This is a genomic window from Goodfellowiella coeruleoviolacea (assembly GCF_024171785.1).
GTDB lineage: Bacteria > Actinomycetota > Actinomycetes > Mycobacteriales > Pseudonocardiaceae > Goodfellowiella > Goodfellowiella coeruleoviolacea.
Genome location: NZ_JAMTCK010000035.1, coordinates 1 through 22,838, shown reverse-complemented (window position 1 = coordinate 22,838; position 22,838 = coordinate 1). Strand labels below are relative to the sequence as shown.

Genomic DNA, 22,838 nt, shown 5'->3' with positions numbered 1-22,838 from the left:
CCGGGAAGGGTGGGGGCTGAGCTGGGGAAATGTGCGGATTTTTGCGCGCTGTGTGGTCGGGTTTGAGTGTGCCGGGGCCCTGGCTGTGGTGTGGGCGGCGTTGCCGGGTTGTCGCGTCTGGGGTGCGGTCGTGGTGTCCGGTTCTCTCGTGCTTGCTGACCGCTGGGGATTGCTCGCCGCCGGGGGCGCCAGGCTCGACCGTGCACTCGCGGGGTGCCGGTGGCCTGGCTCGCTGGCCGCGAGCGGACCACCGGCACCGTTGCGGGTCAGCGCTGGTTGAGCTGGGTTGGCTGGTGCCTCGGGTCAGGAGTGGTGCCGGTGGTAGGCCCTGGGCAACCGGAACCCGCGCTCGGCCATGACCGTGCGCAGCCGGTCGGGGTAGTTGGTGATGATCCCGTCCACCCCGTCATCGATCAGCTTGTTCATGGTCGCCGGGTCGTCGGTGGTCCACGGGATGACCCGCATGCCGACCGCGTGCGCCTGCCGCACCATCTCCTCGGTGGTGAACGGCTGGTAGTCGGGGTCGTTCACGGTCCCGTTCTGCGGGTTGCCGTGAACCGGGGACAACGCGCTGACCCCGATGCTCTTGGCCGCGGCGACCACGTTGCCACCGAAGTCGTCGATGTTCAGCCCGCCCAGCCACGGTGACGGCGTCCCGTTCGGTCCGCGCAGGAACTCGGGCTGGGTCAACGCGACCAGCGGCAGCCGCGGCTCCACCTGACGCATGAGCCGCAGCGCGCCCCAGTCGAAGCTCTGGATGGTCACGTTGCGCAGGAACCCGGACCTGACGACCTCCCTGGCCGCGACCCGCACGAACTGTTCCCTCGGCGCGGTCTCGGTCGGGGCCGCCGCCTCCACCTTGGTCTCGATGTTGAACCGGACGTCCCACGCCCGGTACTGCCGCACCAGCGCGAACACCTCGGCCAGCGTGGGCATCCGGGCGCCGGGCGCGGTCCGCTGCCCCGGGTAGTTGGGCTGGGCCAGCGATCCGCAGTCCAGCGTCCTGACCTGGTCGAAGGTCAGGTCCTTGATGTACTTGCCGGCGTAGGGGAAGTCGGGATCCCCGGGCACGGCCGGCCGCGTGTCCTGGCACTTGGCCGGGTTGATCCTGCGGTCGTGGGTGACGACGTCCCGGCCGTCCTCGGTGATCTGGATGTCCATCTCCAGGGTGGTCACCCCGAGTTCCAGTGCGTTGGCGAACGCCGGCAGGGTGCCCTCCACCACCAGTCCCAACCCGCCGCGGTGGGCCTGCAGGTCGAAGTCCCGAACCGGGCGGCCCGCCACCGCTGTCGCCGGGGCGGCCGGCGCCACCCCGGTCACGCCCGTGCTCACGGCCACCGCCAGCGCCACGACCCCCAGCGCCCTGGCACCCCATGTCCTGGCTCTTGGCCTTGATGTCCTGCTGGGGAGTGTTGTCGTGCCGATCAGTCCTGCACCGATCATTCGGTCGTCACCTCCACCGGCTGCGGTGCCCGCGAACACGAGCACGACTCGGCACGGTGACAGGTCGAGGTAACGACGAGGTAGTGGACGGGTGGCCTACCGAGGAGAACCAGCCATCCGGACGGCACGCAGTGGCGGTTCCGGCGCTCCCTGCACGCGGATCACCCGCATCAGTCGCACGCTGGCCAGGTCGACCGGGGCGAGCAGCGCGCTGATCCGCCTGACCACCAGCAGGGTGGCCACCGCCACGGCGACCGCGGCCAGGTCGGTCACGGCGTGCAGCAGCACCCCGTCGGCCATGGCCTGCACGCCGTCGCGGAAGGCCCAGCCCAGCGTCAGCACGCACAGCACCGCGCCGGCCACCCACGCCGCCCACCAGCCCAGCACCAGTCGGGACGGCCTGGGCCGTTCACCAGCGGGCCGGCGCAGCGCGGCGTGTTCCAGTTCCGCCAGTGCCGAGCCGGGCAGCACCAGGTTCACCCCGGGCACCAGCAGGCCGACCACCAACTGCCACTGCGGTCGCGACAGGGCGTATCCGGCGTTGACCGCGGCGGCCTGCCTGGCCCGCTGCGACCACAGCAGCAGCAGCACGGCCGCCAGCACCGCGGCGACCACCGCCAGCAGCGACGAGGCGACGACCATCGCGTCCGAGGTGGTGACCAGGCCCTCGGACAGGGGGCCGTACCGGCTGAGCACCAGCAGCACGTAGCGCCAGATCTCACTGCCGGCGGCCCACCCGGCCATGGCCGCGGTGAACAGCAGGGCGTTGCGCACCGCACCGGTCAGCATCCGGACCCGGTCCACCGGGTTGGCCTCGTCCCAGGCGGTGCCCGGCAGCGAGGTGGGCCAACGCCAGGTGACCAGGGGAAAACCCCAGCGCGGTGGCACGGGGTAGGCGGGCGGGCCGGAGTAGCGCGGAGCGTGGCGGGCGGGTCGACGCGGGTAGGCGCCCGGCGGCGGGCTGGCCACCCAGTCGTGGGCGACGTGGTGCTGGACAGCCTGGTGCTGGGCCGCCGGGTGGTGCGGCGCTTGGTGGTGCGGCGCCGGGTAGTGGGTACCGAAGTGCTGCTGGCCGGGGTGCTGGGGCACGGGGGCGGGCACCGGCTCGTGCTGGGGCAGCGGGTGTTGGGGGGTTCCCGGATGGGCCTGCCCCGGGTACGGGTGGTGCTGGCCCGGGTGGTGGCCCCCAGCCGGGTAGTGGGCCCCCGACTGTGGGGCCGCCGGGTACTGCGGCACCGACGGTTCGGCTCGCACGGTCACCTCCGTCCGGTAAGCCCGCCACTCCAGGCGCGTTGACGATTCAGGCGGGAAGCCGACTCGGGTCGGCAACTCGCTCCGGCTGGTTGCACTCTCGGGGACTCAGATGACCTGCGGGGGCACGCCTTCGTACTCACCGACCAGGGGCCGCCCGGCCACCGCCCAGCGCGACATCCCCCCGTCCACGTTCACCGCGTCCCAGCCGTTGTCGTTCAGGTAGGCGGTGACCCGGGCGGAGCGACCGCCGCTGCGGCAGATCACGTAGACGTCGCCGTTCTCGGGCAGTTCGTCCAGCCGGCCGGCCAACTCGCCCATGGGGATGTGCAGTGCCTCGGGCGCGTGCCCGGCCTCCCACTCGTCGTCCTCCCGGACATCCAGCAGGACGGTCCCCTCGGGGAACTCGTCGGGCAGCTCCGACACCGACACGCTTGGCACGCTCTGCGGGTTCACACCGCTAGATGCTGCCACGGAATCCGTGGGCGTGCGGTTAACCCCGTCCTGCCGCCTCACCGGGGGCGGGGCGCGCGGCCTCCGCACGTCACCCGCGGTGTGGTGCTGGTCGCGCGTCGCGGTCGGCGGATCGGCGGGTGGCGCCTGGCGGATCAGGCGCCACCCGCTCCCTCAGGCGACCGCCGCGACGGCCGTCCCGATCTCAGCGAGCTGCCGCTCGGTCAGGGGCAGCGTGGCGCGCCCCGGGCTGACCCGCTTGCTCGGCACGCCCTCCCTGGCCTGGTACAGATCGGGGCTGCCCCAGTTGTGCACAGCCACCTCGTAGGCCATGCCGGCGGGTGTGTAGAGGCGCAGCGCCTGGGTCAGCGACTGGTAGGGGCCGCTGGTCCGCACCGGGTAGAGCTGCAGGACCGTGCCGTTGTCGAGCACCCGGCGGACCGGCGGTTCGCAGTTGCCCTGGACGAACACCTGCGCGTCGGCGGCTTCCTCCGGCCTGGCCCTGGTCAGCCCGGCCCGCACGGAGACGCTGCCGGTGCCGTCGCGGTCGGTCACGTCGACCAGGGTGGTGGCGGTGGCTGTCGGAGCGTCCTCGGGAGCGGCTGCCTGGCCGTCCTGACCGGCCTCCCCGACCACGCTGACCGCCTGGCCGACCTCTGCCCGCGGAGCGGTCAGCGTGACCGCCTCGACCACCGCCTGCCGGACCTGCGGGCTGACCTCGACGCCGGCGGCTTCGAAGGTGGGGTCGTCAGTCGCCTTGCACAGCGGGGCCACCATGGCGGTCGCCCCGCTGGGCAGTGGCTCGCCGGGCGCGGGCGACCACGTGCCGTAGGGCACCTCGGTGGGCATGCCGGTGGGCTTCTGCCAGTCGGTGGGCAGGCTCGCGTCCGAGGTCGTGGTGGTGAGGGAGGCACCGTGGGTGGGCTGGACCGCGCTGCCCACCTCACCCGTGCGCAGCCCACCGGTGACCGCCGCGCCGATGCCGATGCCGGCCACCGCGGCGAGCACGCCCACGGCCGCGACCAGGCGCCGTGCCACGAGTCGACGCCTGCCCAGTCGGATGAGCTGGTCAAGGTCGGTGGTGCTGGGCGGGCTGGGCTGATCCAGCAGCGAACGCAGGGTGCCGCGCCACTCCTGCGGCAGGTCTTGCTCGTCGTCGCACATCACGCACACTCCGGGGTCTTCGTCACGGAAAGCTCGACGGCTTGCCTGCGGTACGCCTCGCGGAGCGTGCGCAGGCCACGTGCCGTCTGACTCTTCACCGTGCCCACCGAGCAGCCGAGTGCCTCGGCTGTCTGCTCAACGGACAGGTCATGCACGAACCGCAGCACCAGTGCCGCGCGCTGCTTGGCCGGCACCTGGTGCAGTGCGGCGAGCAGCGCGTCGCGGTCTTCGGTGGCCGCCGTCTCGGGCTGGACGGCTTGCTCCGGCGGCTCGGCCTGGATGACCTCGCGCTGCCGGTTCCGCCGCTTGCCGTCCAGGAAGACACGGGTCAGCACGGTGCGCAGGTAGGCGTCTGCCGTGTCCCTGCGCACCTTGGCCCACCGGGTGTACATGCGGACGAAGGCGTGCTGGGCGATCTCCTCCGCGTCGGCCCAGTTGCCGCAGAGCGTGTACGCGGTGCGGCGGGCCGTGTCGAACCGCGCGGCGAAGAAGTCAGCGAAGTCATCGTGCCGTGCCACCCGGTTCCTCCTGCTGTCTGCGGTCAGCTGTGTTACGCCGACGCGCGGGGGGAGGTTGCACGGGCGGGCTGGGGGCTGGCGCGAGGAAGCACAGTTATCCACAGGCCCGTGGAGTTATCCACAGGCTTGAATCAGGTGGTCCTGTCGGCGGGGTGGGGTCGATAGGCTGGTCCAGGGGACGCCCCCTGGGAGGGCGGGGGCTGCGCCAAGGGACTCCGCAAGGGACTGCGCCGGGGGCGCGCGGAAACAGCGGGAACGCTGGTGGCGCGCGTCAGTGCGGGCTGAGCTGACCGACACGGCACGGCCAACCACAGCGCGGCAACCCACAGCACGGCCAACCACAGCACGGCAACCCACAGCGCGGCCAACCACAGCACGGCAACTCGTGGTCCGAGGTGCTCCGCGTCCGGTTTTCCCGCTGACCGGACGCGGAGCACCCGCGGATTCATCGGCCGCCCGCTGTGCGCGGCAAGGTGGGCGCGACCTGCCTGTTCGGCTAGTGCGACACCGCCTTCTCCGCGCCGGCTCCGGTCAGCGAGCGCACCTCCATCTCGGCGTACTTGGCCTGGTTGACGGGTTCCTTGGACAGAACCGTGCCCAGGTAGCCGAGGAGGAAGGAGACCGGAATGGACACGATCCCCGGGTTGGGCAGTGGGAACCAGTGGAAGTCGACACTGGGGAACATCGCGTTCTTGGCGCCGGAGACCGCCGGGGAGAACACGATCAGCACGATGGTGACGGCCAGGCCACCGTAGATGCTCCACAGCGCACCGGTGGTGTTGAACCGCTTCCAGAACAGCGAGTACAGGATCGTGGGCAGGTTGGCCGACGCGGCCACGGCGAACGCCAGGGCCACCAGGAAGGCCACGTTCTGCCCGTTGGCCACGATGCCGCCGACGATCGAGACCAGTCCGATCACCACGGCGGTGATCCGGGCGACCCGCACCTCCTGCTGCTTGTCGTCGACCTGGCCCTTCTTGATCACGTTGACGTAGATGTCGTGGGCGAACGACGCGGACGCGGTGATGGTCAGGCCGGCCACCACGGCCAGGATGGTGGCGAACGCGACCGCGGCGATCAGCCCGAGCAGCACCGGCCCGCCCAGGGCCTGCGCCAGCAGCGGGGCGGCCGAGTTGACCCCGCCCGGGGCGGTGCTGATCCGCTGCGGGCCGACCAGTGCGCCCGCGCCGTAGCCGAGCACCAGGGTGAACAGGTAGAAGATGCCGATCAGCCAGATCGCCCACACCACCGAGCGCCGGGCGTCCTTGGCCGTGGGCACGGTGTAGAAGCGCATCAGCACGTGCGGCAGGCCGGCGGTGCCCAGCACCAGGGCCAGGCCCAGGGACAGGAAGTCCAGCCGGCTGGTGCCGGTGGCGCCGTACTGCTTGCCTGGGTTGAGCAGGGCCTCGCCGGCCGCGCCGCCCTTGGCAACGGCGTCACCGAGCAGACCGGACAGGTTGAACCCGTAGCGCCCGAGCACCCACAGGGTCATAGCGGCGGCGCCGATGACGAGCAGCACCGCCTTGATGATCTGCACCCACGTGGTGCCCTTCATGCCGCCGACCAGCACGTAGACGATCATCAGCACGCCGACCACGGCGATCACCAGCGCCTGGTAGCCGCGGTCGGTGATGCCGAGCAGCAGCGCGACCAGGCCGCCGGCGCCGGCCATCTGGGCCAGCAGGTAGAAGAACGACACCGTCAGGGTGGACAGGGCGGCGGCGGTGCGCACCGGGCGCTGGCGCATCCGGAAGCTGAGCACGTCGGCCATGGTGAACCGGCCGGTGTTCCGCAGCAGTTCGGCGACCAGCAGCAACGCCACCAGCCAGGCCACCAGGAACCCGATCGAGTACAGGAAGCCGTCGTAGCCGTTGACCGCGATGGCTCCGGCGATGCCGAGGAACGAGGCCGCGGACAGGTAGTCGCCGGCGATGGCGATGCCGTTCTGCGGACCGGTGAACGCTCTGCCGGCGGCGTAGTAGTCGGTGGCGGTCTTGGTGTTGCGGCTGGCCCGGAACACGATCACCAGGGTGACCACGACGAACGCCGCGAAGATGCCGATGTTCAGCGCCGGGTTGCTGCCCTCGACGCTCTGCGCGGCCTGTGCGACAACGCTCACGTTCACCGGGCCCCTCCTTCGATCTCCTGGCGGATCCGCTCGGCGACCGGGTCGAGCCTGCGGTTGGCGTAGCGGACGTAGAGCGCGGTGATCACGAAGGTCGACACGAACTGGAGCAGGCCGAACACCAGCCCGATGTTGATGTTGCCGACCAACTTGATGGACATGAACCCGTGCGCGTAGTCGGCGACCAGGACGTAGAGCAGGTACCACGCCAGGAACAGCCCTGTCATGGGGAAGACGAAGCTCCGCAGCCGTTGTCGCAGTTGGACGAATTCCGGGCTGGACTGGACCCGGGCCCAGTCCTCGGCGGCCGGGCCCTGTTCGGTTCCAGCGGCCGGGCCACGGTCACCGGGTGTGCTTTCCGTGGTGCTCACGCTTCCCCTCCCGTGATCGGATGCCGATGCACCGTAAAGAGATCTAGGTCACGTGGTAAGCCTCCGTTTGGGGACAAGCGCCCAACCTGTCGGGTGATGCGTTGAGCGGTCGTTCTCGCCAGACGAGTACCAAAATGGCGTGACCTACGCCACTCGACAACGAAATAAACACACGAAGAGTAGTCGCGCTACCCGAACGATTACTTTTCGTCACCCTGCTGTTCGCTGGTGCGGCTCCGCGGCCGCAGGGTGAGCCGGCGGTGCCGGCCGCCACCGCTCGCGGCGCGGGCGCGTTCCTCGTCGGTGCCGAACCGCGCCACGTCCCGGTCCCGCATGAAGCCGAGCCGGTCCGGCGCGTGCATCCGCAGCAGCACCCGGCTCACGTCCTCGGGCAGCAGCCGGCTGGTGGCCTTGCTCACCACGACCATCACCAGGAACGCCACCGGCACGGTGACCAGGGCCGGCTGCTGCAGCAGCGCGTGCGGCTCGGAACCGCGGTAGGAGGACAGCACGCTGCCGACCATCGCCACCATCACCAGGCCGCCGCCGGTCACCATGCCGGACACCGCGCCCACCCAGGTCAGCCCGCGCCACCAGATGCCGAGCACGAGCAGCGGGCAGAACGTGGACGCGGCCAGCGCGAACGACATGGCCACGGTCATGGACGCGTCACTGCGCGGCAGCACCAGCGCCAGGCTCACGGCCACCGCCCCGGTCAGCACGGTGGCCCAGCGGAACTCCCGCACCCGGCCGCGCAGGATGTCGGTGGAGACCACCCCGGCCACGCTGACCAACAGCCCGGACGAGGTGGACAGGAACGCGGCGAACGCGCCGGCGGCCACCACCGCCCCGAGGATCTGGCCGGCCATGCCGGGCAGCATGGCCTCGGGCAGCATCAGCACGGCCGTGTCGGTCTTGCCGGTCACCAGCAGCTCGGGCAGGAACAGCCGGGACAGCACGCCCAGCACCGTGGGGAACAGGTAGAACAGCCCGAGCAGGGACAGCACGTGCAGTGCGGTGCCCCGGGCCGCGCGGCCGTCCGGGTTGGTGTAGAAGCGGACCAGCACGTGCGGCAGGCCCATGGTGCCCAGGAACGTGGCGAAGATCAGCGAGTAGGTCTGGAACAGCTCGTTGAACCCGCCGGTCTGCGGGGTGAGCCAGTTGACGCTGCGGGTGGGTGAGCCCTCCACCACCGGCACGGTGCTGCCGGCGGTGAAGTCCAGTTCGGTGCCGGCGCCGACCTCGTAGCTGCCCGGCGCCCAGTACACCCGTGCGTCGACCTGTTCACCGCGGACCACGCCGTGCACGGTCAGCGTGATCGGCTCGGTGACCTGTAACCGGACGCTCTCCGGCAGGGTGATGGTCTTGGCCTCGGTCAACACCGGCGGGCGGTCGCTGGCCTGCGCCTGCTCACCCGCGTCCGGCCGGCCCAGGAACACCGCGAACAGCACGAACGTGGGCACGGCGATGGCGAGCAGCTTGGCCCAGTACTGGAACGCCTGCACCAGGGTGATCGCGCGCATCCCACCGCCGAGCACGTTCACCACCACGACCGCGCTCACCACCGCGGTACCCACCCAGGTCGGCAGCCTGGTGGCGGTGGTCAGGGTCAGCCCGGCGCTCTGCAGCTGCGGCACCAGGTAGAGCACGCCGATGCAGACCACGAAGAACGTGCACCAGTGGCGCAGCCGGGTGGAGCCCAGCCGGGCCTCGGCGAAGTCGGGCAGGGTGTAGGCGCCCGAGCGGCGCAGCGGCGCGGCCACGAACAGCATGAGCGCGAGGTAGCCGGCGGTGAAGCCGATCGGGTACCACAGCGCGTCCACCCCGTCCTTGAGGATGAGACCGGCCACGCTGAGGAACGACGCGGCCGACAGGTACTCACCGGAGATGGCCGCGGCGTTGCGGGTGGTCGACACGGCCCGCCTGGCGACCAGGAAGTCGGGTGTGGTGTTGGCCTTGCGCGCGCCGACGAAACCCAGCAGGAAGGTGAGCACGGCGACGAACGCGAGGGCGCCAACTCCCCACATGTTCCTGTCCACGTACCCACGTCCCCGCTCGGCTCACGGCGTGTGGCTGTCGCCCTGAATGGTCTCATCCACCCGGCGACCCCGATCGGGGGAGCACCACCGAGGGGAAACCAGCGGGAAAACCCCCGCGGTGCTGGCCTTCGTCCGGTTGTCGAGCGGTTCCCGCCACCGGGCCAGGTCCGGTGTGGTCCGGTCTCCAGTCCAGTGCCAGTCCAGTCCGGTCCGGTGCAGCGGGGCAGGGTGGGTGTTCAGTTCCGGTCGACGGTGTTCACGAAGTCCTTCTCGTTGGCTTCGGCCAGCCGCCGGTACCAGTGCCCGATCGCGTACAGCACCGGATAGGGCAGCACGGCCAGCAGCAGCCACGGCAGCCGCACCCCGGCCAGGCTGACCTCGGCCAGCGGCGGGAACAGGTAGAAGGCCAGCGGCAACGCGCCCAGCGCGCCGACCACCAGTGCCGCCAGCCCGAACGCGGCCTTGGCCTGCGTCCTCACCAGGTCTTCCACCAGCTTCTCACCGACGCTGGTCTGCTCCTCCAGGTCGATGATGGTGCGCAGCACCCGGCCGCGGCGGCGCGAGTCGGCCAGCACCACGCGCTTGCGCCGCGGTTTGCGCGCGGGCGTGTCCGGGTCGGCGAACAGCTGCCAGGGTTCGCGCGCCGGTCGGGCCGGCGGTTGCCGGTCCGGTGCCCACACCCCGTCCGGCTGGTGCGCTGGTTGCCGGTCCGGCTCGTCGTTCGGGTGTTCGTTCGGGTGTTCGGGTGGCTGGCCGGGTGGCTGTCCCGCGTCCTGGCCGGTCGAACCGTGCTCGCCGCTCATCTCCTGGTCACCGGGTTGTTCCTTGGTCAGGCCGACGTCCAGCCGCTCTTGGGCGAGCGGACCAGTCGGTCCTTGAGTTCCCTGGTGTGCCGCCGGCTCACCGGGAGTTCCTTGGCGTCGTCACCGGACCCGATCACCACGGCGTAGCCGCTCGACGTCATCCGCAGCTCGGTGACCAGCGGCAGGGCCACCAGGTAGGACCGGTGGATGCGCACGAACCCGGCGTTGGCCCAGCGCTCCTCCAGCTGTGCCAGGGGAATGCGGACCAGGTGGCTGCTCCGGTCCTCGGTGTGCAGCCGGGCGTAGTCGCCCTGCGCCTCCACCCAGTGCACCGAGGCGCGGGGCACCAGCCGGACCGTGCCGCCCAGCTCGACCGGGATCACCTCGTCGTCGCGCTGGTCGGGCTTGGGCTCGACCGCGGTGTTGTTCATCATGGCCAGGGCCTTGACCACGCGGTCGACGGCCTTGTCCACCCGGCCGTCCTCGATCGGCTTGAGCACGTAGTCCACCGCGCCCAGGTCGAAGGCGTTGATCGCCTGGTCCACCCCGGTGACGAAGACCAGCAGCGGGGGCATCCGGAACGCGCTGAGCACGTTGCCGAGGTCGATGCCGCTCAGCCCGGGCATGTTGATGTCGGCGAACACCGCGTCCACCGGGGCCAGGCCGGCCTTGGTGCGCTCGGTGACCTCCGGGTCGTACCCGCCGCGCAGGATCCGCAGTGCCTCGGAGGCGTCCACCGCGGTGAGCACCCGCCTGATCCTCGGGTTGCTCTCCAGCAGGTACTTGATCTCGCTCAAGCCAGGGGCCTCGTCGTCGACTGCCAGGACGAGGAGGCCGGCGGTGCTGTCCTGAGTACTCACTGTGACGCGCATCCTGCCGATCCCCCCGCCTCATGTCCACGGCCTATTACCCATCTGTGCGGGTGATGGCACCAAAAAGATATGAACGAGTCGACACCTGCCCGGCCGAACTGGGAAAAACCGTCCGGCTGTCCGTGCTGAAGACTCCGAGCGGCCGCACTCGGCCCGGCCGTTCGGCCCCCTCCGGCTGCCGCCGGCGGGACCACGGTTCACAGGCCGAACCGGGACCAGATCGCGCGGTGTTCCAGTGCCTGGACCACGGCGAGGGCTCCTTCCGCGGCGAGCCCGGCACCGCCGCCGCTCCTGGCCGAGGTCGAACCGCCGAGGCCGAGCCTGGCCAACAGCGGCCGGCGGGGTTCGGCCACGGTGACGCTGGCCCCGGGGAACCGCTCGCCCACCACCTGGCGCAGCGTGCCGAGGCCGTCCACCAGGCCGAGTTCCAGTGCCTTGCCCCCGGTCCAGACCTCACCGGAGAACAGATCGGGTTCGGCCGTGCGCAGCTTGCCCCCTCGGCGCTCGGTCACCCAGTCGCGGAACTGCTCGTGCAGCTCGTCCTGGAGCCCGCGCAGCCAGGCCACGTCCTCGGGGTCCTCGGGCTGGAACGGGTCGAGCCGCACCTTGTGCGTGCCCGCGGTGTGGATGCGCCGCTGCACCCCGAACCGCTCGATCAACCCCTCCATGCCGAAACCCGAGCTGACCACGCCGATGCCGCCGACCAGGGAGGTGCGGTGGGCGTAGATCTCGTCGGCGGCGCAGGCCAGCCAGTAGCCGCCGGACGCGGCGATGTCCTCGCAGAACGCCAGCACCGGCACGTTCTTCTCCGCCGCCAGCCCCCTGACCCGCTCGGCGACCAGGGCCGACTGGGTGGGCGCGCCACCCGGCGAGTTCACCAGCAGGGCGACGGCCGCCAGCCGGTCGTGGGCGAACGCCTTGGTCAGGGCGGACTCGCTGTTCTGCAGACTGATGGTGTGCCGGGCCATCGGGGCGGGTGACGCGGTGATCACGCCGTGCAGCCGGACTGCGGCGACCACGGGCGAGCGATCAACCCGGTCGCCGAGCTTGGGCAACCGGGCGGCCAGTTTGTCGGTGAGCTTCTCGGTCGCGCTCATACCGACGACAGTACGGACATGCTCAGGCTGGCACCGGGTGGCTCGCCGGCCACAGCGGCGGCAGCTTGCTGGCCCCGCACTGACAGGTCCGGTGGCCCTTGGTCGCGCACTTGACGCAGATACGGACCCGCTCGGGTGCGTCTGTCCGCATGTGGCTTCACCCCTTAACGCTTGATCGAGCCAGAATAGCCCTGATCACACCCGGGATGTGGGTGCCGCGCCGACGGCGCGCCCGGCGGTCGGCCAGCTCCGCCAAACGGCACCGCTCTGCGCCGAATTGCTCGGCTCCGCCACACCAGGCTCTCGCCTGGCTCCGCCAGCCGATCCGCACTCGCTCCGCTCCTCGGGCCTGACGGCCCTGCGATGCTCACTCGCTGTCGCCTCGCGCAGCTCACCCACCGGTGCGCACCACCGGCTGTTCCCCGGTGAAGGGCTCGTCGCCCCGCTGCATCAGGCCCAGAGTGGGCCACACCCCAGGGCTGAACTTGGGCACCTTGAGGATCACCTTCATGCCTGCGCCGGGCGCGGTCTCCACCACCAGGGCGTGTTCCTCGCCGAACACCGCGCGCATCCGGTCGTTGACGTTGCCGATGCCCACGTGCGCGCCGGTGGTGTGGGCGTCCTGCAGGTCGTCGGAGAGCCGGTCGGGATCCATGCCGACGCCGTCGTCCTCGACGCTGATCAGCGCCTCGGCCCCGTTGTCCTCGGCGATCACGGTGAGCGTGCCGCCACCGGGCTTGCGGGCCAGCCCGTGCCGGACCGCGTTCTCCACCAGCGGCTGCAGCACCAGGAACGGCAGCACCACCGACAGCACCTCGGGGGCGATCTTGAGCCGCACGTTCAACCGCTCGGGGCCGTAGCGGGCCCGCTCGATGGTCAGGTAGCGGTCGATGTTGCGCAGTTCGTCGGCGAGGGTGGTGAAGAAGCCGTCGGTGCGGAAGGAGTAGCGGGTGAACTCGGCGAACTCCTGCAGCAGCTCGCGGGCGTGCTCCGGGTCGGTGCGGATCAGCGAGGAGATGGTGTTCAACGCGTTGTAGACGAAGTGCGGGGAGATCTGCGCGCGCAGCGCCTTGACCTCGGCCTGGGCCAGCTGCTGGCGGCTCTTCTGCAGCATGGCCAGTTCGAGCTGGGCGGTGATGAACGCGGCGGCCTCCCCGGCCATGCGCACCTGGCGTTTGCCGGCGACCCCGCTGACCACCACGAGCACACCCTTGATGTCGCCCTCGACCAGCAGCGGCACGATCATGGCGCTGCGCATGGCGCACGGGCCGCGCAACTCGCAGTTGATCTTGTTGTGGTCGACGTGCTCCTTGCGGCAGTTGCTGATCGCCTTCTCGATGGGCTCCCGCAGGTACTCGTAGTGGTCGTTGGCGCCGCCGTCCCAGGACAGCAGGGTGCCCTCGTGATCGGTGATGCCCACGGCCACGCAGCGCAGCATCTCGCGCAGGTGCGGGGTCGCCTTGTCCGCGGCCTCCTGGGTGAGTCCCTCGCGCAGGTCCGGGGACGCCTTGGTCATGCGGTGGAGCATGTCCATCACGGCGTCCTCGACGGATGTGCTCACGCGGCGCTGTCGGCAGAGCAGCACGAAAAGGCCGAGTACGGCCACCATCGCGATGCCACCGAGCACGCGGCTTTCGGTCAACAGCTCGGCCACGCCACCATGCTCCGACGAATGGGGCCGGTTCGGCAAGGGTGGCCATGACGCAGAGCGAGCTAGCGCCAACCATCGGTTACCCGAGGTTTCGTGCGCGTCGAGTAGACATCCGATGAATCGCCAGGCAGGGTGGAGCCGTGCGAACGGTGGAGCGGAAGAACCTGCGCGTAGCGTTGTTCGCCACGTGTCTGACCGACCTGTTCTACCCGCGGACCGGCCAGGCCGTGGTGCGACTGCTCGAACGGCTGGGCTGCGCGGTGGACTTCCCGCTGGAGCAGACCTGCTGCGGTCAGATGCACTACAACACGGGTTACGCCGACCAGGCCGCCCCACTGGCCGACGCCTACGAGCGGCTGTTCCGCGACTACGACGCGGTGGTCATGCCGTCCGGCTCGTGCGCCGGCATGGTCCGCGAGGTGCACCCGAAGCTGTGCGGGGCCAACCACACCGGAACCGGCCACACCGGAACCGGTCACACCGGGACAGCTCACGCCGGAGCCGGTCCCACCGGGACCGGGCGGGACCGGCCGGAGCTGCCCGCCGACAGGACCTACGAACTCTCCGAGTTCCTGGTCGACGTGCTCGGGGTGGAGGACGTGGGCGCCTATTTCCCCCATCGGGTGACGTATCACCCGACGTGTCACTCGCTGCGCATGTTGGGGGTCGGTGACAAGCCGTTGCGGCTGCTGCGCGCGGTCCGCGGCCTGGACCTGGTGGAGCTGCCGGCCGCCGACTCCTGCTGCGGTTTCGGTGGCACGTTCGCGATCAAGAACGCCGAGACCTCCACGGCCATGCTGGCCGACAAGATGCGCGGTGTCCTGGACACCGGCGCCGAGGTGCTCACCGCCGGGGACAACTCCTGCCTGATGCACATCGGCGGCGGGCTGTCCCGGCTGCGCAGCGGGGTGCGCACGGTGCACCTCGCGGAGATCCTGGCCAGCACGGAGGAGGAACCGTGGCCCGCACGAACCCGGTGACCTGGCTGGGCAGCCCGACCTTTCCCAAGGCCGCGCACCAGGCGCTCAGCAACACCCAGCAGCGGCGCAACCTGCGCAAGGCGACCACCACCATCCGGACCAAGCGGGCCAACGCGGTCGCCGAGCTGTCCGACTGGGAACAGCTGCGACTGGCCGGCGAGGCCATCAAGGACGACGTCTTGTCCAATTTGGACGTCTACTTGGAACGGTTGGAGGCCGCGGTCACCGCCAGGGGCGGGGTGGTCCACTGGGCCCGCGACGCCGCCGAGGCCAACCAGATCGTGCTCGACCTGGTCCGCGCCGAGGGCGCCGACGAGGTGGTCAAGGTCAAGTCCATGGCCACCGCCGAGATCGGGTTGAACGAGGCGCTGGCCGCCGGCGGGGTCACCGCGATCGAGACCGACCTGGCCGAGCTGATCGTCCAACTGGGACACGACCGGCCCTCGCACATCCTGGTACCGGCCATCCACCGCAACCGCGCGGAGATCAGGGAGATCTTCCAGCGGGAGATGCCCGAGGTGCCGGCCGACCTGTCCGACGACCCGCGCGCGCTGGCCGAGGCCGCCCGCCAGCACCTGCGGCGGAAGTTCCTGTCGGCCAAGGTGGCCATCTCCGGCGGCAACTTCGCGGTGGCCGACACCGGGTCGATCGCCGTGGTCGAGTCCGAGGGCAACGGCCGGATGTGCCTGACCCTGCCGCGGACCCTGATCACCGTGCTCGGCATCGAGAAGCTGGTGCCCAGCTGGCGGGACCTGGAGGTGTTCCTCCAACTGCTGCCGCGCTCGTCCACCGCCGAGCGGATGAACCCCTACACCTCGATCTGGTCGGGGGTCACGCCCGGCGACGGCCCGCAGGCGTTCCACCTGGTGCTGCTGGACAACGGCCGGACCGCGGCCCTGGCCGACCAGGTTGGCCGCCAGGCGCTGCGCTGCATCCGGTGCTCGGCCTGCCTGAACGTGTGCCCGGTCTACGAGCGCACCGGCGGCAAGGCCTACGGCTCGGTCTACCCGGGGCCGATCGGTGCCATCCTCACCCCGCAGCTGGTCAACGACCCCGAGGACAAGCAGGCGGCGTCCCTGCCGTACGCGTCCTCGCTGTGCGGGGCGTGCTACGAGGTGTGCCCGGTGCGGATCAACATCCCCGAGGTGCTGGTGCACCTGCGGGAGCGGGCCGTGCGGGCCAAGGGCCGCCTGGCCCCGGAGGCGGTGGCCATGGCCGCGGCGGCCTGGGTGATGACCGACCCCAAGCGCTACGAGGCCGCGCAGAAGGCCGGTTCGCTGGCCCGGTTCCTGGCGCACGACGGCCGGATCAGCCAGCTGCCGTGGCCGGGTTCCCGGTGGACGTCCGCGCGGGACGTGCCCGAGCCGCCCAAGGAGTCGTTCCGCACCTGGTGGAGGCGCAACCGTGGCTGACCCCGACGAGCCTGTCGCACCCGACCACACCCGGTCGGCCCGCAACCGGGCCGCCCGCGCCGAGGTGCTGGCGCGCGTCCGGACCGCGCTGGCCGACCGGCCGCTCGCCCCGGAGATCCCCCGCGACTACCACCGCCACCGGGAGCTGCCCGCCGGGTTCGCGACCGTGCTCGACCTGCTGGACGAGCGGGTGGTCGACTACCGGGCCGTGGTGCACCGGGTGGCCGAGGCCGAACTGGTCGACACGATCGCGACCGTGCTCGCCGAGCGCGGGGTGCGGACCATGGTCGGCCCGGCCGACCTGCCGCGCGAGTGGCAGGTGCCCGGGGTGACCTGGCGGCTGGACGGCGCGTCCGACCAGGACGGCGGCGGCGCACTGTCCGTGTCCGATTTGGACGGTGCGGACGGCGTGCTCACCGGCTGCGCCCTGGCCATCGCCGAGACCGGCACCATCGTGTTGGACGCCGGCGCGGCCCAGGGACGCCGGGCACTGACCCTGGTGCCCGACTACCACCTGTGTGTCGTACACGCGAACCAGGTTGTCGGCACCGTGCCGGAGGGGGTGGCCAGGCTGAACCCGGCCCGCCCATTGACGTTCATCAGCGGCCCGTCCGCCACCAGCGACATCGAACTCGACCGGGTGGAGGGCGTGCACGGCCCGCGCACCCTGGAGGTCATCCTGGTCGAGCCCAGCGCCTGACCCGCGTCGGCGATCCGCTCAACCCGCCCTCCGGCCAGCCCCCACCCTTCCCTGGGGGGCGACCCCGGGTCCAGCCTACCCACCCCCACCTGCGGGAACACCACCTCGGCGCTCGGCTGTGGACAACTCAGCGGGCTGTGGACAACTCGTGACACGTTCGGGTGAAACCCGGCCGCCTGGCCGGAAGCCGTGCTACCCGCCCCACCCGCGCGCCTACCGAACGGAAGTCGTGCGCTCTACCCGCGCGCCTGCCGGCCGGAGGCCGTGCACACGGGCGCCCGTGCAGCGCTGGCGGGTGCGCCACTCGCTGTCCACGCACCCGTCGGCGGGCGCCCCTGGCCAGCCCCGGTCGGCACCGGGTGATGCCCACTGCCTGGTGCTGGTCAGCGGATGACGCTGACGTCCGGGTAGCAGGCCGACGGGCCGGTCAGCAGGGGCTGCGGCCGGTGCTTGAGGTGCTGGTCGAAGAACGCCGCGGTGTAGGCGCGCTCGGCGGCGGTGATCCGGACCGGGTCCACCGTGCCGATGGTGGCCTGGTTGTCGATGCCCAGCGGACCGGCCAGCTGCGGCAGGAACCACTGGGCGTCGGTGAAGGTGTAGTGCCGGCCGTCGGGCACGTTCAGGTCCAGCTTCCACCCGGTGGAGTGCGCCCAGAACGTCGCCCAGGACGGGTCGGTGAGGTGCGTGCGGGGCTTGCCGTACAGCGGTGGCTGCTGCTCGTGGGATCGTGCGCCCATCATCAAGATCGGCCGGTCCACGCCGTTCTCCGGTCTGGTGTTGCCGAACTCCAGAAAGCCCTCCATGTTGATGCCGGCGTCCACCCGCCGGTCCGCGTACATCACCCGACCGGTGGTGACCCCGCCGCCGGAGTGCCCGAACATCCCCACGTTCGCCATGTCCAGCGCCCGGCCGAGCCCACTGGGCAGTCGGCGCTGTTCCGCGTCGGGATTGCCGCCGGCGGCCAGCACGGTCAACTGGTCGAGCACGAACCGGATGTCCTGGTCGCGGCTGTCCATCAGCAGCGCCGACTTCTGCCCGTCGGTGTCGGGCTGGTCGAACGGGACCCGCGTGGGCTCGACCCGGCCACCGGGGAACGCGACCTCGGTCTCGTGGGTGTGGTCAACGGTCACCACCACGTAGCCGCGGCTGGCCAGCTCCGCGACCAGGACCGTGCCCAACGCCCGGGAGACCCCCACCCCGGGCGAGTACAGCACCACCGGGTAGCCGGCACCGCTGACCGGGGCACCGGTCAGCGCCTGTGTCTGGACGCCGCGCCAGTCGACCCGACCGGCCGGCAGCCCCAGTGGCGGGTGCTCCGCGTAGTGGTCGGCGAGGTCCGGCGGGAGGTAGCCGGCGACCGGGGAGCGCGGGCTGCGCTGGGCCGGGTACCACACGCTGATCATCAGTTCGCGCGTCTGGTCGGGGACCCACGGGTCGGCGCGCCCGTGCTGGACCAGGTGCAGTTCGGTGGTGCCCACCGGGTGCGGCCCGGTCGGCCGGGGCAGGGTGAACCCGGCCAGGGTCGGCCCCGCCGCGGTCGGCGCGGCCAGGGCTGGTTCAGCCGGTACCGCGGTGGCCGGGCCAGCGGTCACGGCCACCGCTGTGGCGGCCAGCAGGCAGGTCAGCAGTGCTCGACGCACGTTCTCTCCTCGGGTTGACGGGTGGCGGAAAGTCAGGTGAAGCAGCTGTCGGGGCCGGTCAGCCGGTGCGCCGGGTGAGCACCACGGCACCCGCGCCGAGGGCGAGCAGCACGTAGCCGGCCAGGGCGGCGAGCGCGCCCACGGGTGAGAGCGGGGCGTCGGGCAGGGTGCCCGCGAGTTCGACCACGAGGTTGGTCAGGGACACCGCCCCGAGCCGGTCGCCCCAGGGTCCCGGCAGGAACTCGACGACCGACGGCAGCACGAAGAGCAGCGCGGTGACCGTGACCAGCATGCCGGCGGTGGACCGGACGGCGGTGCCGATGCCAAGGCCCACCAGCCCGGCCACCACCAGGGACAGCCCAGCGCTGAGCGTCACGGCGATGCCGTCGGCCGCGGCGCCGGGTTGCCATGGCGCGATGGGCGGCGGCCGGTCGCCGACGATCAGCCAGGTGGCCGCGAACGACACGAACGCCACGAGCTGCCCGACGACCAGGGTGCCCGCCGCGACCACCACCGCCTTGCCGGCGAGCAGCGCCAGCCGCCTCGGCACGGCGACCAGGCTGGGCTGGATGCTGCCGCTGCCGTACTCGGCGGTGACGGCCAGGCCGCCGAGCGCCGCCAGGCAGAACTGGGCGAACGGGATGGTGAGGATGCCGACGTTGGCGGTGCCGAAGACGGCCTGGTCAGCGGGTGGGCTGGTGTCCCAGTCGGCCACCATGGCGCTGGCCACCGCGACTCCGGCCAGCACTGCGAGGGCCAGGGCGACGAGGATGTGGTGGGTCGACCGGACCGAGCGGATCTTCAACCACTCCGCGGCGATCACGTCCCTGATCGGGACCGCGCCGAGGGCCGGGGGCCGAGGTGGGTGTCTGGTCGGGGGTGCGGGCGTCGGGTTCACGTCAGCAACCGTCCCGCGCGGCCGGCTCCGGCACATCGGGCCGTGGACCGGACCTGTGGCTGCGCCCCTGGTCGCATCCTGCCGGTGCCTGAGCGGGGACGTCAGCCCTGGGGATGACCTCCGCTGGTCCGACGCGCCCGACGACCTCGGCGGATACCGTCGTGGCCATGGACAAGCCCGGCCTGCGCCACCTGTTCCGTTCCTGGCTGCGCGGGGCCCACCTGGTGGTCCTGGACATCATCGCCGGGGCCGTGGTGACCGCCACCTACCTGGGCATCGTCCTGGACCCGGTGGACGACGGACGGCCGGCCTTCGCCGGACCGCTCTGGCTGGCCGTGCTGGTGGGGGTGCTGGTGGGCCTGCCACTCGCGGTGCGCCGGTACGCCCCGCTGCCCGTGTGGGGCGTGGTGCTGGCCGCCTCCGTGGTGTCCACCGCGGTCAACCTGATGCGCGAGCCGTTCATCGCCGCCAGCCTCGCGCTCTACCTGGTGGCGCTGGTCGAGCCGCGCCGCCGGTCCGCGCCCGCGCTGGTGGTGTCGCTGTTCGGCGCGGTGGCCGCGCTGATCACCATGCAACTGCTCACCGGTGGGGAGTCCTGGGCGGCCCTGCCCGGCCTGGTCGCGCTGGCCTGCCTGGTGCTGGGTGGGGCGTGGGCGCTGGGCCGCGCGGTGCGCCACCGCCGGGAGTCGACGGCGCGGGCCGCGGCGCAGGCGGCCCGGCAGGCGCTGACCGACGAGCGGCTGCGCATCGCGCGTGAGCTGCACGACATCGTGGCGCACAGCATGAGCCTGATCGCGGTGAAGGCCGGCATCGCCAACCACGTGGCCGAGGCGCGGCCCGCTGAGGCGCGGGACGCGTTGCGCGTCATCGAGGAGACCAGCCGGGGCGCCCTGAACGACATGCGCCGGTTGCTGGGCGTGCTGCGGACCGAGCCGGCTGACCCGGAGTTGGGTGGCCGGGGGCCGGCTGGCACCGGGCATCCGCCGGGCGCGGCCGGTGCCGGTGACCAGCCCGAGGGTGGCCCGGACGCCACGGCGGGCGCGGCACTGCTGGCGCCCGCGCCGGGGCTGACTGGGCTGCCCGAGTTGGCCGAGCGGGCCCGGCTGGCCGGCGTGGCGGTCGACCTGGACGTGCGGGGCTCGCGCGCACTGCCGCAGGGCGTTGAGCTGTCGGCGTACCGGATCGTGCAGGAGTCGCTGACCAACGTGGCCAAGCACGCCGGGCCGGCCCGCTGCCGGGTGGTGGTCGTGGTGGGTCCGCGGGAGGTGCGGATCGACGTGACCGACGATGGAACGGGAGGCGGCGGGCCGGGAGGCGGGCCGCCGCCCCCCGGGCTGGTGCCGGGCAGCGGGCACGGACTGGTGGGCATGCGGGAGCGGGTCATGGTGTTCGGCGGCTCGTTCCACGCCGGCCCCCGCCCCCAGGGTGGCTTCGCGGTGTCCGCACGCCTGCCCTACGAGCCGACGACGGCGCGGACCGGGGCGCCAGCCGACGAGCCGGCCGCGGTGGAGCGGCGGACCGGACAACGACAGCCGAGTGTGGAGTCCCAGCCGTGACCGAACCGATCCGGGTGCTCGTCGCCGACGACCAGGCCCTGCTGCGCGGCAGCTTCCGCGTGCTCATCGACTCCGCGCCCGGCCTGGCGGTGGTGGCCGAGGCGGGCACGGGAGCGCAGGCGGTGGAGCTGGCCAACCGGGAACGCCCCGACGTGGTCCTGATGGACGTGCGCATGCCTGAGCTGGACGGGATCGCCGCGACCAGACAGATCTGCGGCTCACCCGACACGGCTGACGTGCGCGTGCTCATCCTGACCACGTTCGACCTGGACGAGTACGTGTACTCGGGGCTGCGCGCCGGTGCCAGTGGCTTCCTGCTCAAGGACACCCCGCCGGCCGACCTGTTGTCGGCCATCCGGGTGATCGCGGCTGGGGAGAGCCTGCTCGCCCCGACCGTGACCCGACGGCTGATCGCCGAGTTCGCCAGCCGGCCGGAACCGGCCCGGCCCATCGCCAGGGAACTGCACGGTGTGACCGACCGGGAGCGTGAGGTCCTGGCCCTCATCGCCCGCGGACTGTCCAACACGGAGATCGCCGAGCACCTGCGGCTGAGCCTGGCGACGGTCAAGACGCACGTGGGGCGGCTGCTCGGCAAGCTGCAGGCCCGCGACCGAGCCCAGCTGGTCATCGTCGCCTACGAGACCGGCCTGGTCACCGCGGCGCCCCGCTGACCACCGGCGCCGGGCTCGCCCCTGGCGCGCCACACCCGCCGCACGGGGACGACCCGGCGACGATCACCAGAATGCGACGGGCAAACGCGACCATATCGACGGGTCACCGAATCGGCTGACCGGATTGAGTAGTTGGTGCCACTGCGGTGACCGCGGATGAACCTCGACACCAGCCACCCCCGCGCGCGGTGCGCGAGATCAGGCTGGTCCCTGTTCATCCGCTGTCCCGACCGACGTCATCGCTGGTCGCCGCCTGGTCGGCGACCGGAAGCCAGTGGCGCGTCATAATAAGCAGCGCATGTACCTCTCCAATGCTAAAAGACACCCCCAGCGTCTTTCTTTCACCTTTCGAACGCCAGGTAATTTCCCTGGCGCGCCGCCCTACTTCACCATCGGCAGGCAGATCCCGGTTCTGAAGCCAGATTTCGCCAAATCTCGATGACAACCTGTCCCGGTGAACGCCCCGCGAATTCTCATATGCAGGAACGGCGTGGTGGCCCGCCCCACCGTCCGGCGCGAGGCGGGTGGGCCGGTGCGTGTCCACCGCCTCCGGGTCCACGGCCAGCCGGCAGCCGGTCGGGTGGAACTCGACCAGGTCGCCGGTGCCGGCCGCGGCGCGCAGCCCGTGGCGCGCAGCCCGTGGCACAGCCGGGACACCCGCGACTGCGGGGCGTTGGCCGCGCCGGTCGGCGGGTGCTCCCCGTAGCGGCCGTTGATCAACTGGTCGACGGTGATCACCTGGGCGATGCCACGGGTGCGTCGGCGGCGGACGAGTCCGTGGCACCGCCGGACGGCACGGGGTCGCGGACCGCGGTATCGCCGGACACGGGGCACCGGGCGCGCTCGTTCACCCGTTTGGGCCTGCGCGAGATGTCAACAGTGATGATGGGGTTTGGCGTCCTGGAGGATGTCACTGGTGGTCCTCCCGCCCGGTCTGACCAGAATGTCAACCGGCCCCCGCATACCGGGGTGCCTTTCGCGAGAGTTGTCGTCCGGGCGTGGGGACCCACCAGGCGCGCACCAGGCCTGGCGACCGTGACCTCATAGGAGCCTGTAGCCCCAGGCAACCCATCACTGTTCTGTCCGACCGCCAGTCCCGGTGGCGTGCCATCCAGCCGTACCAGCGAACAGAATGGCACCACCAGCATGGCAAGGACCCGCCCGAAGTCCAACACCACCACCCCCACCCCGGTG

The 22,838-nt window shown here is 71.6% G+C and carries 20 protein-coding genes; 6 read left to right on the top strand and 14 right to left on the bottom strand.

Annotation, left to right across the window (positions count from 1 at the left end; translation table 11 throughout):
- Positions 1-303: 303 nt before the first annotated feature.
- The 12 genes from LX83_RS37260 to LX83_RS37205 form a co-directional block, all read right to left on the bottom strand.
- Complete coding sequence (locus LX83_RS37260; RefSeq protein ID WP_253780843.1) at positions 304-1,443, bottom strand: glycerophosphodiester phosphodiesterase; 1,140 nt, start codon at positions 1,441-1,443, stop codon at positions 304-306.
- A gap of 96 nt (positions 1,444-1,539) precedes the next feature.
- Positions 1,540-2,697, bottom strand: coding sequence for a DUF4328 domain-containing protein (locus LX83_RS37255; protein WP_308204133.1), 1,158 nt, complete (start codon positions 2,695-2,697; stop codon positions 1,540-1,542).
- A 105-nt stretch (positions 2,698-2,802) separates the two neighbouring features.
- A complete protein-coding gene (locus tag LX83_RS37250) occupies positions 2,803-3,126 on the bottom strand; it encodes a rhodanese-like domain-containing protein (RefSeq protein ID WP_253780841.1) in 324 nt (107 codons plus the stop codon).
- 195 nt (positions 3,127-3,321) lie between these two features.
- On the bottom strand, positions 3,322-4,311 hold the full coding sequence (locus LX83_RS37245) for a hypothetical protein (RefSeq protein ID WP_253780838.1): 990 nt from the start codon (positions 4,309-4,311) through the stop codon (positions 3,322-3,324).
- On the bottom strand, positions 4,311-4,829 hold the full coding sequence (locus LX83_RS37240) for a SigE family RNA polymerase sigma factor (protein WP_253780835.1): 519 nt from the start codon (positions 4,827-4,829) through the stop codon (positions 4,311-4,313). Before LX83_RS37240 ends, LX83_RS37245 begins: the two co-directional genes overlap by 1 nt.
- 496 nt (positions 4,830-5,325) lie before the next feature.
- Positions 5,326-6,954: a solute symporter family protein gene (locus LX83_RS37235; RefSeq protein ID WP_253780833.1), complete on the bottom strand. Its 1,629-nt coding sequence runs from the start codon at positions 6,952-6,954 to the stop codon at positions 5,326-5,328.
- A complete protein-coding gene (locus tag LX83_RS37230) occupies positions 6,951-7,325 on the bottom strand; it encodes a DUF485 domain-containing protein (protein ID WP_253780830.1) in 375 nt (124 codons plus the stop codon). Before LX83_RS37230 ends, LX83_RS37235 begins: the two co-directional genes overlap by 4 nt.
- A 200-nt stretch (positions 7,326-7,525) precedes the next feature.
- Positions 7,526-9,364: a sodium/solute symporter gene (locus tag LX83_RS37225; RefSeq protein ID WP_407649771.1), complete on the bottom strand. Its 1,839-nt coding sequence runs from the start codon at positions 9,362-9,364 to the stop codon at positions 7,526-7,528.
- A gap of 236 nt (positions 9,365-9,600) precedes the next feature.
- Positions 9,601-10,167 carry a hypothetical protein gene (locus LX83_RS37220; RefSeq protein ID WP_253780827.1) on the bottom strand — a complete coding sequence of 189 codons (567 nt, stop codon included), beginning with the start codon at positions 10,165-10,167 and terminating at the stop codon, positions 9,601-9,603.
- Positions 10,168-10,193: 26 nt separating this feature from the next.
- On the bottom strand, positions 10,194-11,039 hold the full coding sequence (locus LX83_RS37215) for a LytR/AlgR family response regulator transcription factor (protein WP_253780825.1): 846 nt from the start codon (positions 11,037-11,039) through the stop codon (positions 10,194-10,196).
- A gap of 197 nt (positions 11,040-11,236) precedes the next feature.
- A complete protein-coding gene (locus tag LX83_RS37210) occupies positions 11,237-12,136 on the bottom strand; it encodes a S49 family peptidase (RefSeq protein WP_253780823.1) in 900 nt (299 codons plus the stop codon).
- Positions 12,137-12,527: 391 nt separating this feature from the next.
- Positions 12,528-13,790: a sensor histidine kinase gene (locus tag LX83_RS37205; RefSeq protein WP_407649770.1), complete on the bottom strand. Its 1,263-nt coding sequence runs from the start codon at positions 13,788-13,790 to the stop codon at positions 12,528-12,530.
- A 137-nt stretch (positions 13,791-13,927) separates the two neighbouring features.
- Between LX83_RS37205 and LX83_RS37200 the strand changes: the two genes are divergently transcribed.
- The 3 genes from LX83_RS37200 to LX83_RS37190 are packed head-to-tail and all read left to right on the top strand — an operon-like array spanning position 13,928 to position 16,879.
- A complete protein-coding gene (locus tag LX83_RS37200) occupies positions 13,928-14,767 on the top strand; it encodes a (Fe-S)-binding protein (RefSeq protein WP_253780821.1) in 840 nt (279 codons plus the stop codon).
- Positions 14,746-16,179 carry a LutB/LldF family L-lactate oxidation iron-sulfur protein gene (locus tag LX83_RS37195; RefSeq protein ID WP_253780818.1) on the top strand — a complete coding sequence of 478 codons (1,434 nt, stop codon included), beginning with the start codon at positions 14,746-14,748 and terminating at the stop codon, positions 16,177-16,179. The genes LX83_RS37200 and LX83_RS37195 overlap by 22 nt, the downstream gene beginning before the upstream one ends.
- Complete coding sequence (locus LX83_RS37190; protein ID WP_253780816.1) at positions 16,172-16,879, top strand: LutC/YkgG family protein; 708 nt, start codon at positions 16,172-16,174, stop codon at positions 16,877-16,879. The genes LX83_RS37195 and LX83_RS37190 overlap by 8 nt, the downstream gene beginning before the upstream one ends.
- Positions 16,880-17,262: 383 nt before the next feature.
- Here LX83_RS37190 and LX83_RS37185 read toward each other — a convergent pair whose 3' ends face one another.
- Positions 17,263-18,519, bottom strand: coding sequence for an alpha/beta hydrolase family protein (locus tag LX83_RS37185; protein ID WP_253780814.1), 1,257 nt, complete (start codon positions 18,517-18,519; stop codon positions 17,263-17,265).
- Positions 18,520-18,577: 58 nt separating this feature from the next.
- Positions 18,578-19,417 (bottom strand): ABC transporter permease, encoded by an 840-nt coding sequence (locus LX83_RS37180; protein ID WP_253780812.1) that lies wholly within the window; start codon positions 19,415-19,417, stop codon positions 18,578-18,580.
- Between the two features lie 167 nt (positions 19,418-19,584).
- On the opposite strand from LX83_RS37180, the gene LX83_RS37175 reads away from it, so the two are divergent.
- The 3 genes from LX83_RS37175 to LX83_RS37165 all read left to right on the top strand — a co-directional run bounded on the left by LX83_RS37175 (position 19,585) and on the right by LX83_RS37165 (position 22,350).
- Positions 19,585-20,973 (top strand): sensor histidine kinase, encoded by a 1,389-nt coding sequence (locus LX83_RS37175; RefSeq protein WP_253780810.1) that lies wholly within the window; start codon positions 19,585-19,587, stop codon positions 20,971-20,973.
- Positions 20,970-21,644 (top strand): response regulator, encoded by a 675-nt coding sequence (locus tag LX83_RS37170; protein ID WP_253780808.1) that lies wholly within the window; start codon positions 20,970-20,972, stop codon positions 21,642-21,644. The genes LX83_RS37175 and LX83_RS37170 overlap by 4 nt, the downstream gene beginning before the upstream one ends.
- Positions 21,645-22,176: 532 nt before the next feature.
- Positions 22,177-22,350 (top strand): hypothetical protein, encoded by a 174-nt coding sequence (locus tag LX83_RS37165; RefSeq protein WP_253780805.1) that lies wholly within the window; start codon positions 22,177-22,179, stop codon positions 22,348-22,350.
- The last annotated feature ends 488 nt before the right edge of the window (positions 22,351-22,838 follow it).